Origin of the sequence: Chryseobacterium sp. MYb7 (assembly GCF_002979455.1) — a bacterium.
Lineage (GTDB): Bacteria > Bacteroidota > Bacteroidia > Flavobacteriales > Weeksellaceae > Chryseobacterium.
The window spans coordinates 46708-62690 of record NZ_PCOU01000033.1; the positions used below are offsets into that span (position 1 = coordinate 46708).

The window sequence follows — 15983 nt, forward strand, 5'->3', positions numbered from 1 at the left end:
AGGAAAGTCAAAACGCAAAAAATATACATATGTATTTCCTTTCATAGTGATATTTGTTTTCTACTTTCGTCAATGTCAATAGTGGCATATCATTAAAAAACATTTTTATGAAAAAACTTGATTTAAAAAAGATGAAAGGAATTTTATCCAGAGATGAGCAAAGAAAAATTAAAGGAGGAATGGTCGCTCCTAGTGAAGGCGTAGGATGTGGATGTACGAATGCAGCTTGTGCCAACACGCATAATGGAAATGGTGATTCTTATTGCAATGGTACTTTTTGTTGTGGATAATTGGTATAAATCTTTTAAAATGGCAACAGGAAACTGTTGCTATTTTTTTGAAATGTAAAAAGAGATATTAAAATGACACGCAAAAGTTATACGGCTGTTATCAATTATCTGGATGATCATAAAATATATATTGATAAGGATGAGTTTGAACTTCAACTGGAAGGGCATCCGGATTTCCCAAGCCTTCTGGCATTTTCTGATGCTTTAAACTTTTTCAATATTGAAAATTACAGTTACAGAATTGACAATGATGAAAAAGATATTTTACCTGAGGATTTTTTGGCTTTAGTAGAAGGAGAGCTAACTGTTGTAAACAATAGAAATAATAAAATAACAGTTAATGGTTCTCCAACGGAAAATTTTTTTTCAGAATGGGAAAATATAATACTGGTTGTAGATCCATCTGAAGAGCAGCTCCACACAAAATCAAAATTTCAGTATGCCTCTGTTAATTGGGGAATTGTAGTTTTGTTATTTCTGTTTCTTTTCGGATATGATTCCTCTAATCTGGTTTTGAAATTAATCTTTGCAGCTACTGGTCTTATCGGATTTATCTTTGCCTATGAAGCTTACAAAAAAACTCATGGAAAAGGAACATTCATACCGGTGGGAGTATGCAAAAGTGATTATCTGAATACAGATTGTGACCTGGTTTTTAATTCAAAAAAATGGAAAGTTTTTAATAAGATAGATTTATCTGAGATTTCACTTCTGTTTTTTACCAGTCAATTAGTATGTTTTATTGTATTGAGTCTGATAAAAAATATTGAATTCTTTTTTGAGGTCTATCGGTATGGGTTATTTGCATTCATACCCGTAGCTCTCTTATCATTATTCTACCAGATGTTTGTGGTTAAAAAATATTGCCCTGTCTGTCTGGTAATCATAGCTTCTGTTTGTATTCAGTTGATCGCATCTAATCTTATTTTCTTTAGAAATAAACCAATTGAGAGCAGTGCTGTAGCCTTATTTATCATTGGCTGTTTCGGTACACTCATCGTTTTGTTGAACCTTCGAGCAAAAAATAAAAATGCACAGAAAGATGAAAATACCCTTAAAAGAAATTTAAAATTCAGAAGAAATTATCAGTTTTTCAAAAATAATTTGTCTTTGCAGAAAAGGTTGACAAATAAAGATTTTTCAAGCGCTTTTGTATTTGGAAATGAAAATGCAGATCAAACTTTGACCTTTGTTACGAATCCTTTTTGTAAGCATTGTAAAGAATTTTATCCTGTTTTTCTGAAGCTGGTCAGGAAGTACTCTGATGAACTGAGAATTAATATTTTCTTTGATGTAGACCTTAGCAGAGATGATTTGGATAACAGAATGGTTCATATAAATCTCACTAATATTTATATCAATAGCGAAAATAAAATAGAATTTCTGGAAGCGCTAAACGGTTGGTATGATGTTCAAGGGTATAGTGAAAACAAAAATGGATGGTATAAAAAATATTCTAAATATTTTGGAAGTTCAGAGAATGCGCTTGCTGTATTAAAAGGACACGAAAAGTGGGTAAGCAGCAATAGTGTGCATTTTACGCCTAATATCTTTATGAATGATATGGAATATCCGATTCAGTATGAGAGAGCAGATCTGGAGTTCTTTATCCCTGAATTTTTATCTGAAAATTAAATTAATTATGAAAAATTTATTATTTCTATTTCTGGGAACATGCATGATGTTTTCTCAAAACAACAGGTTTATCTATGAGGTGAAATACAAGAAAGATTCAACCTTAAAAGATATTACTAAAGAAAATTACTATCTGGACATCACAAAACGAGATATAACCTATTATAACAGGTTGTATTATATTAGGGATTCTGTGTTTACCATTACCGGACAATCTCCAATTAACAGACTGACCTCTTTTCTCATCAAAAAAAAGAATAATTTATCCTATCAAAACTATGAATATATTGGTGATGTGAACTTCTATAAAATTAACGGAAAAGCAGAACAGAGTTGGAAAATTTCAGATAGTATCAAAACATTTGAAGGTTATCACGTTCAAAGAGCTGTAACGGAGTTTGGTGGAAGAAGTTGGATTGCTTGGTTTTCCAAAGATATCCCAATTTCTTACGGACCCTATAAATTCAATGGTTTACCCGGATTGATTATGGAGCTCTATGATACAAAAAAAGATTATTACTTTAAAGTCATCAAAACTGAAAAAATTCCGGAAGGTTATCAGCATATTTCACTAGAAAGTTTTACCTCCAGAGCTATTCCTGTTAATGAGAAAGAACTGAATAAATTGAAATTAGATCTTTATTCCAATCCTTTTAAATATGTTTTGAATGGAAATCTTACAATTCCTGAAGGAAAAAAGTTGCTGCTTGATGACGGAACTGTTCTTTCCAAAGAGCAGCTGAAGCCTGCAGAAGCCAACGAAAGAAAAAAAATAAAAGGCTTTAATAATCCTATAGAACTGGATAAAGCTGTAAAATATCCTTGATAAATATGCTATTAAAAATCCCTTTCAGAACTTCTGAAAGGGATTTTGTTAGGTGTAAATTTGATATTTTATAGATTATTCAGGATAAAATCCGTCATTTTCTGATACAGTTGAGGTCTTGTCTGACCACCATAAATTCCGTGGTTTTTATCAGGATAAGCCATGAAGTCAAACTGTTTTTTGTTTTGAATCAAAGCTTCGGAGAATTCCATAGAGTTCTGGAAGTGAACATTGTCATCAGCCGTTCCGTGAATTAATAAGAATTTTCCTTTCAACAGATTAGCATATTCCGTAGGAGAGTTTTTATCATATCCATCAGGGTTTTCCTGAGGTGTTCTCATAAATCTTTCGGTATATACAGAGTCATAATATCTCCAGTTCGTTACCGGTGCTACAGCAATTCCCACTTTGAAAACATCAGCTCCTTTCGTCATTGCTAAGCTGGTCATATAACCACCGAAGCTCCATCCGAACATTCCGATTCTGCTCTTATCAACATAAGATTGGTTTCCGAACCACTTAGCTGCTGTGATCTGATCTTCAATCTCATATTTTCCTAAGTTCATATAGGTTACTTTCTTATACTTTGCTCCTTTGTAGCCAGTTCCACGTCCATCTACGCAGGCCACAATATATCCTTTTTGTACAAGGTGGTTGAACCACATTGCATTTCCGTTGTCCCATGAGTTGGCAACCTGCTGAGATCCTGGTCCTGAATATTGGAACATAAACAGAGGATATTTTTTATTCGGATCAAAGTTTTTAGGCTTCATGATCCAGGCATTCATTTGGTCACCTACAGCATTTGGAATGGTGATGAATTCTTTTTCTACAAAATTATCCGTTTTTAATTTCTGTAACTGATCATTGTTGTTCTGAAGCTCTTTCACTGCTTTTCCGTTTCCGTCTTTCAAAACATAAGTGTAAGGTCTTGCAGCAGTAGAAGAAGTTTCAATGAAGTAATTATAGTTTTTGCTGAAATTAGCAGAATTGTTTCCTTCTGCATTAGAGATCAGCTGAGATTTTCCGTTTTCAATATTTACTTTGGAAACTACCTTATTAATACTTCCTTTTTCAGTAGTCTGAACGTAAATTTCTTTGGATTTTGGATTAAAACCATAATAATCCGTTACCTCCCAGTTTCCTTTTGTGATCTGTTTTTTAAGCTTACCATCTTTGTCATACCAGTAAAGGTGGCGGTTTCCGTCTCTTTCAGAAGACCAAAGGAAAGAATCATCCTCAAGGAACTCTAGAGTAGGGCTGTCTGTATCAATCCACTTATCATCTGTTTCGGTGAATAATTTCTGAACAGCTCCTGTTTTAGTATTTATTTTTAAAATATCTGAAGCATTCTGAATTCTTTCAGATGTAATTAAAACAATCTCGTCCGGTTTTGCAGTCTGGAATACATTCGATATGTAGTAATTTTTGAAAGAACCTAAATTCAGCTGCATTGTTTTCCCGTTATCAAGACGGTATAGCTGTGCTGAAACCACAGAGTTTTTCTCACCTGCTTTTGGATATTTATAACGCATTTCAGCCGGGTAAAGGCTTTTTCCGTAGATTGGAATATAGATTTCCGGAACCTGGCTTTCATCAGATTTTACAAATACGATAGCATCAGAATTCTTTGTCCACTCATATTGTCTTGCGTGTCCGAATTCTTCTTCATAAACCCAATCTGCTAACCCATTCAGAATAGCATTCTTTTTACCGTCAGTTGTAATCTGAGTGATTTTTCCTGAGGTAAGATCCTGATAGAACAAATTGTTGTCAGAAATGAATGCCACTTTTGTTGCATCTGGTGAAAATGTTGGCTCCTGTACCGTTTTACCTTCATTCAGGCTGATTACTTTTCCGGATTTTAAATCTTTTACATCAAATTTTCCTAAGAAAGAATGTCTATAAATAGGCTGGCTTCCTGTCTGTAAAAGAATTTTAGATTCATCATCAGAAAAAATATAACTTTCAAACTTTCCGTCTACAAGATTTCCTTCTTTCTGCGAAGTTTTGTAAGAATATTTTGCAATCCCCGATGGTTCAATCACAAGATAATTTTCTCCGTTTTTCATTGAAGTAATCCCAGCGATCCCTTTTCCACGGTAATATCCTGAATATATTTTATCTAAAGTAATTTCCTGTGCTGACACATTTTGAAATACCGCAGCCACAGTAAGAGTTAAAAGGAGTTTTTTCATTTTCAATTTTAATGATTCCAAATTTAATAATTCTTACTTACATAACCATATAAAATAAAAATCAGAGTTAGGTGTCATTTTTTCTTCATCTTTCAGGGAAAATGTTTTTTCAGTTTTCGAATCTGGAGTAATTGAAAATATTCATTAATGAAATTTCTTAAAAAAGGCAATTTGGCAAAAAAATTGAATATATAATAAGTATAAATCAAATCAAATGATAATTATGGAAACGAATGCATATAACCAGAAACTGAATCGTTATGTATTGAACGATCAGATTATTTATACAGGTTTTTCCAGCTTTAATGATGCGGAAGAGTGCGCTCATAAGAAAGGAGGAACATTGGTGGAAGTAGTGTTTAGAGACGGAAATGATAACCCCGAAATTACTGATGAAGCAGGTTTGATAGAGAAAAAACTTCATTACCATGTAGATGCAGGTGAAGAATACAAATTTATCCATTCCTCAGATCCGGGATTCCGGAAATATGCGGATGAACTGCAGAAAATAAAAGCAAGAAATGATAAGACAAGTCCGGATGAGCGGTATTTTGCCAATTTTGAAATTGAAAATATAGAAGACCCGATTATTGTCATCAAAAATGATCATTTTGAATCGGTAACATCGAGAGAACGTTCAAAGTATTTGAAACATGCCTGTGTATATGAACTAGGGGTTTCCCTGCCAAAATCTTAAAAAATCAGATCATGAGCAAAACAAAATATTCAGACAAAGCTCAGGACAAAGTAGGAAAAGTAATGCATGAATTTAAGGAAGGAAAACTGAAATCTTCTTCCGGACAGAAAGTGACCAACAGAAAGCAAGCCATTGCCATTGGTATTTCTGAAGCAAGGGAAGAAGGTTTAAAGGTACCTCCAAAGAAAAAAAACAACTAAACTTCAATAGAAAATGCCCGGAAATATTTCCCGGGCATTTTTATTGAAAAACGAAAAGCAAATGGGTTATTTCGCTTCGTTGTAAAGTAGTCTGTAATATTCATCAGCCATTCTGTCGCTGTTGAAATGATCTTTCACATCATTCATTGCATTGTGCTGGATTTTTCTCCACTCGTCAGGCCGGTCGTAATAGGTTGGAAGAATTTCGTTTTCCAGGATTTCGTATAGTTTGTTTAAATCATAATTATCCTGCTCATAAATACTCATGTTATGATAATCTGCTTTAGGAACTACGAAAGAATTTTCTCCATGTTTAGCAAATTCAGGGATCCAGCCGTCATCTGTAGATAAATTTACTGAGCCATTCATAGCAGCCGTCATACCTGATGTTCCCGAAGCTTCTCTTGGAACTCTTGGATTGTTAAGCCATACATCAGAACCTTGTTTTAAAGATTTACTTAAAGAAAGCTCATAACCTGTCAGAACCGCTATATTTTTATGATATTTACTTTCTTCCACCAAAGTATTGAATGTAGAAATAGCAGAGTAATCCATTGGGTAAGGTTTTCCAGCCCAAATTATCTGTACCGGATATTTCGGATTGTTCAAAAGCCTGTAGAATCTCTCTTTGTCATGTAAAAGGAGATCAGCTCTTTTATAGCCTGCAAATCTTCTCGCCCAGACAATTGTGAAGACATTAGGATCAAATAAATTCCCTGTCTGATCCGCAACAATGCTGAAAAGTTGTTTTTTTAAATGCTTTTTACGGATGTCGAAAACAGCTGCCTCATTCTCGTCTTTTGCATTGTATAAAGGTTTATCTGCCCAATATTTAAACTCCTGAGCATTGGTGATCGACGTAATTTCGCAAATGCCGGGATATTTACTCCACATCGCTCTGGAAACTACCCCATGAAGCTGGGAAACTCCATTCGCAATTCTTGCCATTCTTAATGCACAAAGAGAGTGATTGAAACGGTCGTCATTGGAACCTTCAATCTTTTTTACCTCTTCCATGCTGTAACCGGAGAAATAAGACATGTCATAACACAGTTTGAAATTATGTTTTTCATTTCCTGCTTCTTCCGGAGTATGGGTGGTGAAAACCAGTTTTTCTCTGACTTTGTTAAAATCGCCGTTGTATTTTCTTAAAAGATGAAACGCTGCCGGAAGTCCGTGAGCTTCGTTAAGATGATACACATCTCTTTCTGCATTCATTTCGTCCAGTAGCTTAGCACCTCCCTTTCCTAATAAAATATATTGTGCAAGCTTAGTAGATTCATTGGCATCATACAGCTTGTGGCAGATTGTTTTGGAAACATGATCGTTTTCCGGAACATCGGTAGAAAGGAAAAACATGGGTGCTGTATTGAAAATCTCCGGATCAAGATACCATACTTTTACCCAAACCGGAGCACTGTGGATTTCGATCTGAAATTTTATTCCAGTATCTTCAAGAAAGCTGTACATCTTTTTTGTCCATACTGGCTGTAGCGTCTGATCATGATTTCTTGCCTGGTCATAATAACCAAATTTCCATAGGATACCGATTCCGATAAGGTCCTGCTTAAGATTATAAGCACTTCTCATATGAGATCCTGCCAGGAATCCAAGTCCTCCCGAGTATATTTTTAGTACTTGCTCAATGGCAAATTCCATTGAAAAATAGGCGGTTTTTTTGGAATATTGGGGGTTGATATTGTAAGGTATTCTGAAATTCTTAAAATCCATAAATAAGTATTTGTGTTTAAAAAAGGCAAAGGTATTAATTATGAAAATAAACTTTACATTAATTAATAGATAAATTAATCGTAAAACTAAGTATTGAATAGTTTTTTTACTTACCTTTAAGTGTGTAAATTTTTGATTATCAAAAACTTTTAACGATGAAAGCCCATGGCTGCATGTGTTCTTTAATTAAATAAAAAAATCACACATGAAAAAGACGTTTTCTGAGGAAGATCTGATAAAGAATCTTAGCTTATACTACCTGAACAGGCATTTGAAAAAAAAGCCGATGGAAAAGTATCATCGTACGATAGACGAATCTCCGCTTCATGATCGTGAAAAATATAGAAAGAAATCAGAGATTCTTCTACTTAACTCCTTTATGCATCATTTCCCCGATGTGAAATTTGAAAACCTTACCTGCGAGAGTCCGGACTTTATCGCAAAATTAAACGACAAAAAAATCGGAATAGAATTGACTGAAGTAATCAACCATCTGGAAATGAAGAAAGTGGAGAGTACTTTGAACAAGATGTTCCGTCAGGCAGAAATATTATTAGAACAGGAAGACACTACGAAATATCGTGGTGTTTATTTTTTAGAATTCCATCCGGAAACAAAATTTGATAATCTGGAAGTACAGCAGGAAAATATTATTAGTATCTATAAAAGCATTAAAAAAAATAAAGCGATAGGCTGCGTAAAAAGCATTAGAAAATCCTTCCACCGAAGAAATGTTTTCATCACTCATGAATATAATATGAACCTTTTTGATGAGCTATGCTCAGAGAAAATTCTGGAACTCATTGAAAAGAAAAATGAAAAATTTCCTTACTATGATACCTCTGTGGATGAATGCTGGCTGGTGATTGTTTCGGATATGAATTCTATCGCCTCAAGATATACTTTTATTCAAGATAAAGAGCATTTGAAAGAAGTAAAAAGCCCTTTTCATAAAATATTCCACCTCGAAAACCTGTGTGGAAATATTACAAGTATTAAATAAAGTTTTGAGTTTGGTTATTCTTCGCTTTAATTTGGATTAAGATGAATAATATTAAATCATTTGATGTTTTAATTTAAAATAGTTTAAAATTATATGGATTTTGTTGTTTGTAATTAAAATATAGGTATATTTGATGTACGTTGAATATCAATATGATGTATAACTAATAAACCACAAAAACATATAATCTATGAGAAAACTTTTACTCTTCATACTTCTGTGTATCTCTCATGTTTATTATTCTCAGGCAGATTGTGCTACGGCGCTTTCAGTTTGCGGAAACTCAAATATCACTTATAGCCCTACAGGATACGGTAACATAAAAGAATTGGTGAATTCCGGAAGTTGTATAGATTTTACCGGAGAGCACAACTCAATCTGGTATAAAATTACAATAGCTACCGGAGGAACACTTACTTTCGATCTGGTTCCCAATAATCCGGATGCCGATTATGACTGGGCCATTTTTGGTCCTAATGTAACCTGTGGAAGTTTGGGATCACCTATACGATGTAATGCCGCAACCGTTATCGGGCCGGGTCCTGCAACGGGATTAAATATGACCAGTACTCTTTTAAGTGCTGCCGGAGGTTCTCTGACTCCTTATTGCAGATACCTGGACGTTTTGCCGGGACAAACTTATTATTTGTTTATCGACAACTGGGTAAGTGCCACAAGTTCTACAACAGCTCCATTTTCTTTAACCTGGGGTGGAACTGCTACGCTGGCTTCCCCATTTACAGACCCAGGTATTCAGACCCAGCCATTTATTCCTCCTGGAATTCCGGCTGCAAATCCTGCAGACCCAAGAGAAGTGGTAATATGTTCTCCTACAACTTTATTTGATTTTTCTACATTATCCGCAGGGATTCTCAATGGAAATCAGAACTTTGGTGTAAGTTATCACCTGACTCAGAATGATGCCTTAACGGGGAATAATCCTATTACAACTCCTATAACAGTCAATACAACTACGGTTTATTATTACAGTATCAATTATACCGATCCTACGAACGCAACCAATCCGCTTAATAAATGTAAACAGGTTGGAACATTTAAATTCAAAAACGGAGCTATAACAGTTAAAAATGTAACATTAACTGCCTGTAACAATAATAATGCAGGAACTGCTTTATTTGATTTAACAACGGCAGACATTATCGCCAACCCAAATGTTACGAAGAAATATTATCACACGATGGCGGATCTCAATGCCGGTATCAATGAAATTACAATTCCTATGGCTTTTGTATCTGCGGAAGGGGTTATTTATGTAAAGGTAATATCTGAGTTTGGCTGTATTGCCATCGCACAGATTACCCTGAAATTTAATCCGGTAGTGATAGTGAATGAGGTTACCTTGAGATCATGTTTCATCGAAGCCAATCCATCCACAGCCTCTTTCAATCTCGTAAATGCGTCAGTAACAGGACAGACGAATCCTACAAAGAAATATTATCCTTCATTGTCAGACGCTATTAATCAAACCAATGAAATTCTGAATGCCAATAATTATATTGCACCTAATGGATTTGTGTATGTAAGAGTTTCCAATGCTCAGGGATGTTATGCCGTAGCCCGTATTACTTTAGTCGTTATTGCACCTGTATATTCTGATACGCTTAAGGATGTGACCATTTGTGCAGAAGACCAGACAACGCTGGATGCAGGAGCCGGATTTAAAAGTTATGAATGGAGTACAGGAGCTACTACAAGAACCATCAAAGTAGGAATCGGAGTATATTGGGTAAAACTGAAAACCGGAGAATGTATTACGACACAAACGGTGAAAGTACTTCCTTCCGATCAGCCTGTTGTTTCCGGTATTGATATTTCAAATAATACCATCACAATATCTGTTATAGGAGGAAATCCTGCTTATAAATATTCAATTGATAATATTATCTGGCAGGACTCCAACGTATTCAATAATCTTTCAAGAGGAGATCACAAAGTATATGTAAAAGATGCCTACGACTGCGATCCTATAGAAATAGGAATTGTAGTGCCAAATTTAGTCAACGTGATTACCCCTAATGCCGATGGAGTAAATGATATGATCGATTATTCAGCATTAGCCAATAAACAAAACCTGATCATGAATGTTTTTGACCGATATGGAAACAAAATCTTCCAGGCAGACCGATCAAACGGCTATAAATGGGATGGTACCCAGGGCGGAAGAAGAGTGCCTACCGGAACATACTGGTATTCTATCACATGGAATGAAAATGATAAGAAGAATACGCCCATCAAATTTAGCGGTTGGGTACTCGTAAAAAACAGAGAATAACAATCAATAAAATACATAGATAAAACCACTTCATCTGAGGTGGTTTTATTTTTCTAAAGGTGTTACATTAGATAGCAAAATAGAAAGCATGAAAGACCTTTTTGTAAAACGCTTTGAATACTATAAATCTCTTGGTGATAAGACATTCGGCCAATTGACGGATGATCAGATGTTCTGGCAGCAGAATGAAGAAAGTAATTCTATTGCGATAATAGTGAAACATATCGCAGGAAATATGCTGTCAAGATGGACCAATTTCCTGACAGAAGACGGAGAGAAACCCTGGCGCAACCGTGACGGAGAATTTGTCAATACCTTTACCACTAAAGAGCAGGTTCTGGATTTTTGGGAACAGGGCTGGAAATGTTTTTTTGAAGCTCTGGAAAAAATAAATGATGATAATCTCTATTCTTTAACGTATATCAGAGGTGAAGCACACCCGGTGATTGATGCTGTTCTCAGACAGCTGGCTCATTACCCATATCATATCGGTCAGATTGTTTATATCGCTAAAATGATAAAAAATGAAGACTGGAATACCTTGTCTATTGCCAGAAACCGTTCTCAAGAGTTTAATACTGAAATGAAAACGAAATTTTCAACCTATGAACCTGATGCCAATTCATCTCCCATCTGCTTTCAAAACAGTCCTGAAGTAAGGGACGAATATAAACAATAGATTCAATCAATCTTGGATTATTATTAAAATTACTATCTTTGCACCCATAAAATTCAGGAGTAACAAATGTCTACTTTTCATAGAACTGCCGCGTTTCATACACTTGGCTGCAAATTAAACTTTGCAGAAACATCTACTATTGCCCGTCAATTAACAGATGCAGGTTATGACAAGGTAGGTTTTGATGATAAAGCGAATGTGTATGTTATCAATACCTGTTCTGTGACAGAAAATGCAGACCGTGAGTGTAAACTTCACGTAAAAAGAGCAATGAAAGCCAATCCGGAAGGACTGGTCGTTATTGTAGGATGCTACGCACAGCTAAAACCTGAAGAAATTTCACAGATTGAAGGGGTTGACCTTGTTTTAGGTGCAAAAGAAAAATTCAATATTCTGAGCTATCTTGACGATTTGGAGAAATCTGAAAGTGAGGGAGTAGTTCATTCATGTGAAATTGAAGAAACCGACTTCTTTATCGGAAGTTATTCTATCGGAGACAGAACCAGAGCTTTCCTGAAAGTACAGGATGGCTGCGACTATAAGTGTACTTATTGCACCATTCCGTTAGCCAGAGGAATTTCACGTTCCGATACTATCGAAAATGTTCTCAGAAATGCCACTGAAATTGCTGCAAAAGACATTAAAGAAATTGTTCTTACAGGGGTAAATATCGGTGATTATGGTAAAGGAGAATTTGGAAATAAAAGACACGAGCATACATTCCTTGATCTTATTTCAGAATTGGATAAAGTAGAAGGGATCGAAAGAATCCGTATATCTTCTATTGAACCCAACCTTTTAAAAGATGAAAGTATAGAACTGGTTTCTAAAAGTAAAAGCTTTGTTCCGCATTTTCATATCCCGTTACAGTCCGGAAGCGATGATCTTTTGAAAAAGATGAAACGCCGTTACCTGACAAAACTGTACAATGACAGAGTTAACAAGATCCGCGAGGTAATGCCTGATGCGGCTATCGGTGTAGACGTTATTGTAGGATTCCCGGGAGAAACAGAGGAATTATTTATGGAAACTTATAATTTCCTTAATGAACTTCCTATTACTTACCTTCACGTATTTACCTATTCAGAAAGAGAAAATACGGAGGCTGCTGCAATGGACGGTATTGTTCCGATACCTGAAAGAAAAAAACGTAATAAAATGCTTAGAATTCTTTCTGAAAAGAAGAAAATGGCATTCTATAAGACACAACTTGGAAAAACGCTTCCTGTTCTTTGGGAGCACGAAAATAAAGACGGGAAAATGTTTGGCTTCACAGAAAACTATGTGAGAGTCCAGAAAGATTTTGATCCTGCATCAATAAACCAAATCGAATTTCTAAATTTAGAAAAAATCCTGTCAGATGGCACGGTTTCTGTGCAATCTTCTTACCAAAGTTTTTTAGCAAAAGCATAGGCTCTTTGCAAAAATTCTACTAAATTTATTTTTAAACTTTTAAATACTACATTCATGAGAGATAAGTTTTTATCTTGGGGAATTGTATCAGTAGCTGCTACATGGATTATAGCACTGCTGATCAGAGCGCATTATTGGATACCAACGCTGTTATCCGCCATCTATGCATTGGGTGTTTACAATGCTTACCAGTCGAAACATGCTATTTTGAGGAACTTTCCAGTATTGGGATACTTCAGGTATTTTTTCGAAAGTATTTCACCCGAAATGCAGCAATACTTTATTGAAAGGGAAACAGACGGGAAACCATTTCCAAGAAATCAGCGTTCTGCAGTATATAGACGTGCAAAAAACCTAAGTGATACCGTAGCCTTTGGTACACAACTGGAAGTGAATCACAGAAAATATGAAGGCATCAAGCATTCTATTTATGCCAAATCACCATCAGAAGAACTTCCGAGAGTATGGGTTGGAGGAGAGCAGTGTACACAGCCTTACCATGCGTCATTATTCAATATTTCTGCAATGAGTTTCGGAGCATTGAGTGACAGAGCTCAGATTTCATTAAACAGAGGTGCAAAAAAAGGAAATTTTTACCATAATACAGGAGAGGGAGGAATTTCACCTCACCACATGGAAGGAGGTGATCTTTGCTGGCAGATTGGGACAGGATATTTCGGATGTCGCGACGCAGAAGGAAAGTTCAATCCTGAGCTTTTTGAAAAATATGCTACACTCCCTAATGTGAAAATGATTGAGATCAAATTATCACAGGGAGCAAAACCAGGACACGGAGGTGTACTTCCAGGCGTAAAAAATACGCCGGAAATTGCAGCCATCCGTCATGTAACACCGGGTATGACTGTTATTTCACCACCATCACATACTTCATTTTCAGATGCAGCAGGACTGCTGAGGTTCGTACAGCATCTGAGAGAACTTTCAGGGGGAAAACCGGTAGGCTTTAAGCTTTGTATCGGAGATACCAAAGAATTTGAGGACATCTGCGTTCAGATGAATGTACTGAAAATTTATCCAGATTTTATTACGATAGATGGTGCGGAAGGAGGAACGGGAGCAGCTCCGCCGGAGTTTTCAGATGGAGTAGGGATGCCATTGGAACCCGCTTTGATCTTTGTGAACAGAACACTTAACAATTATAACGTAAGAAATAAATTAAGAGTCATTGCCAGTGGGAAAGTTCTTACCAGCCTGGATATTCTGAGAGCTATATCAATGGGGGCTGATATGTGTAACAATGCCAGAGGTTTTATGTTCTCTCTAGGATGTATACAGGCGTTGAGATGTAATACAAACAACTGTCCTACAGGAGTTGCTACACAGGATAAAATGCTTATCAAAGGGCTTGATGTAACTGATAAGGCCGAAAGAGTATATCACTTCCATAAAAACACACTTCATACCTGTAATGAACTGATTGCTGCTGCGGGAAGAAGCTCTTATGAAGAAGTTGATGCTACCATGTTTATGAGAGGAGATGAATTCGACCACCTTGCAGACCTTTATTTCCCGGATATCTTAGGAAATGTAAAACAGAAGGCAAGATCTTAAACTGATAAAAATATCAATATAAATAAACCCCGCAATAATCATTGCGGGGTTCTTATTTTATGTAAACTTTGATGTTATATCTTATGGTCTTGTAGCTCTGTTATACACCTGGAAGTTGAAAACAAAAGTTTTATTTCTTAATGAAATTACCTGGCTGTAACCTGGATAATTGTAAGGGAAATAAGGATCTCTTGCGAAAGCAGCTCTTGAAGGAACAATAATTACCCCCTGAAGGTTATAGGGTGATGCAGTAGGATAGTTATTAAATGCTTTAAACTTTTGCATTGCTTCACGGAATCCTTCAATCTCATAGTAACTTCTTTGTTTTGCAGCATCAGTAGTTGCATTTTCGATCAATGGATCTTTTTTACCGTCTACATCAGAAATATAATAGAACTTAGGGTCAATCGCAGGAATTCCGGTTCCATTGATTGTATTCATGAAATCTGTAGCCGCAGTAAATAAAGACTGTCCGTCTGTATTGATTGCCAGATAAGTAGTGGCTTTCATCATTACTTTAAGAATATCCGTGCTGCCAATAACCTGCTCTTCTGCTGGTGAAGGCTGAGCTCCGTTTCTCATGATATAAATAGTTCCTGAAGGAAGTGTTACAGGATTTAGCTCAGATAATTTTTTTTCATTATCATCTGCAGTATCTGTAGAACTGAATGCCTTTATATTTCCTTGTGCATCGAGATAGTTCTCATCCATGAACTTCTTGATGGCCTGATCATCATAGGTGTTCTGCGTAGTAATATCTTCCGGTTCTACATAGGTTGACGTGTCATCATCTTTCTTACAAGCAGAAAAACACAAAGATCCTGCAAGGATATATAAAAATATTTTTTTCATTTCAAAAAACTTTAATTACTTTACAAATAATATAACGGCAAAAGTATAAAAAATTATGAGAATAGATAAATTTTTATGGAGCATTCGTTTTTATAAGACGAGAAGTATTGCAGCAGAGGAGATTAAAAAGAATAGAGTTTCTATAGGAACGTCTGCCGTAAAGTCATCTAAAGAGGTAAAAGAAGGAGATACTATTAAAATCCGTAAGAATCAGATTGATTATAAAATAAAGGTAATTCAGATTCCTAAAAGCAGAATAGGAGCTAAGCTTGTTTCCCTTCATATCAAGGATATTACTGATAAAGACCAGTACGAATTATTGAAACTTCGTAAAATGTCACAAGATTATTACAGAAACAAAGGAGAAGGGAGACCTACCAAAAAAGACAGACGAGAGATGGATGATTATGTGGGTAATGATGTTGATTCTGATTTTACAGACTGGGATGATTTCTTTGGAGAGACAGGTGGTGATGAAGAAAATGAAGATTAAAAAATAAAAAAAGCTCTAGAGATAGCAGTTATGGTCGGAAGAAATTCCGGCCATATTTTTTGTGTTTATGTTTTGAAGACTTTAGCAGGATCACCACCTGC

Annotated in this window: 14 protein-coding genes; 11 read left to right on the top strand and 3 right to left on the bottom strand. The window is 35.7% G+C overall.

What is annotated here, in order from left to right:
- The first annotated feature begins 131 nt into the window (after window positions 1-131).
- The 3 genes from CQ046_RS23725 (at window position 132) to CQ046_RS20595 (ending at window position 2751) form a co-directional block, all read left to right on the top strand.
- On the top strand, window positions 132-290 hold the full coding sequence (locus tag CQ046_RS23725) for a hypothetical protein (protein ID WP_165790564.1): 159 nt from the start codon (window positions 132-134) through the stop codon (window positions 288-290).
- A 72-nt stretch (window positions 291-362) separates the two neighbouring features.
- Window positions 363-1925, top strand: a complete 1563-nt coding sequence (locus tag CQ046_RS20590) for a vitamin K epoxide reductase family protein (protein WP_105704067.1) — start codon at window positions 363-365, stop codon at window positions 1923-1925.
- Window positions 1926-1932: 7 nt separating this feature from the next.
- Window positions 1933-2751 (top strand): GLPGLI family protein, encoded by an 819-nt coding sequence (locus CQ046_RS20595; RefSeq protein WP_165790565.1) that lies wholly within the window; start codon window positions 1933-1935, stop codon window positions 2749-2751.
- Between the two features lie 68 nt (window positions 2752-2819).
- On the opposite strand, the gene CQ046_RS20600 is transcribed toward CQ046_RS20595, so the two are convergent.
- Window positions 2820-4949, bottom strand: a complete 2130-nt coding sequence (locus CQ046_RS20600) for a S9 family peptidase (RefSeq protein WP_105704069.1) — start codon at window positions 4947-4949, stop codon at window positions 2820-2822.
- A 223-nt stretch (window positions 4950-5172) separates the two neighbouring features.
- Between CQ046_RS20600 and CQ046_RS20605 the strand changes: the two genes are divergently transcribed.
- Complete coding sequence (locus CQ046_RS20605) at window positions 5173-5646, top strand: hypothetical protein (RefSeq protein WP_105704081.1); 474 nt, start codon at window positions 5173-5175, stop codon at window positions 5644-5646.
- Window positions 5647-5657: 11 nt separating this feature from the next.
- On the top strand, window positions 5658-5846 hold the full coding sequence (locus CQ046_RS20610) for a DUF6496 domain-containing protein (RefSeq protein ID WP_105704070.1): 189 nt from the start codon (window positions 5658-5660) through the stop codon (window positions 5844-5846).
- Window positions 5847-5912: 66 nt separating this feature from the next.
- Here CQ046_RS20610 and glgP read toward each other — a convergent pair whose 3' ends face one another.
- Window positions 5913-7577, bottom strand: coding sequence for an alpha-glucan family phosphorylase (glgP, locus tag CQ046_RS20615; RefSeq protein ID WP_105704071.1), 1665 nt, complete (start codon window positions 7575-7577; stop codon window positions 5913-5915).
- 205 nt (window positions 7578-7782) lie between these two features.
- Between glgP and CQ046_RS20620 the strand changes: the two genes are divergently transcribed.
- The 5 genes from CQ046_RS20620 (at window position 7783) to CQ046_RS20640 (ending at window position 14537) form a co-directional block, all read left to right on the top strand.
- Complete coding sequence (locus CQ046_RS20620; protein WP_105704072.1) at window positions 7783-8580, top strand: hypothetical protein; 798 nt, start codon at window positions 7783-7785, stop codon at window positions 8578-8580.
- A 190-nt stretch (window positions 8581-8770) separates the two neighbouring features.
- Entirely contained in the window at window positions 8771-10873 is a 2103-nt protein-coding gene (locus tag CQ046_RS20625) for a T9SS type B sorting domain-containing protein (protein ID WP_105704073.1), read from the top strand.
- Window positions 10874-10961: 88 nt separating this feature from the next.
- The gene (locus CQ046_RS20630) at window positions 10962-11552 is read left to right on the top strand and encodes a DUF1572 family protein (RefSeq protein ID WP_105704074.1); all 591 of its coding nucleotides are present in this window, start codon (window positions 10962-10964) and stop codon (window positions 11550-11552) included.
- 66 nt (window positions 11553-11618) lie between these two features.
- Complete coding sequence (gene mtaB / locus CQ046_RS20635; protein ID WP_105704075.1) at window positions 11619-12965, top strand: tRNA (N(6)-L-threonylcarbamoyladenosine(37)-C(2))-methylthiotransferase MtaB; 1347 nt, start codon at window positions 11619-11621, stop codon at window positions 12963-12965.
- A 54-nt stretch (window positions 12966-13019) separates the two neighbouring features.
- Window positions 13020-14537, top strand: a complete 1518-nt coding sequence (locus tag CQ046_RS20640) for an FMN-binding glutamate synthase family protein (protein ID WP_105704076.1) — start codon at window positions 13020-13022, stop codon at window positions 14535-14537.
- A gap of 81 nt (window positions 14538-14618) precedes the next feature.
- Here CQ046_RS20640 and CQ046_RS20645 read toward each other — a convergent pair whose 3' ends face one another.
- The gene (locus tag CQ046_RS20645) at window positions 14619-15389 is read right to left on the bottom strand and encodes a hypothetical protein (RefSeq protein WP_105704077.1); all 771 of its coding nucleotides are present in this window, start codon (window positions 15387-15389) and stop codon (window positions 14619-14621) included.
- Window positions 15390-15444: 55 nt separating this feature from the next.
- Between CQ046_RS20645 and CQ046_RS20650 the strand changes: the two genes are divergently transcribed.
- Window positions 15445-15882, top strand: coding sequence for an RNA-binding S4 domain-containing protein (locus tag CQ046_RS20650; RefSeq protein WP_105704078.1), 438 nt, complete (start codon window positions 15445-15447; stop codon window positions 15880-15882).
- The last annotated feature ends 101 nt before the right edge of the window (window positions 15883-15983 follow it).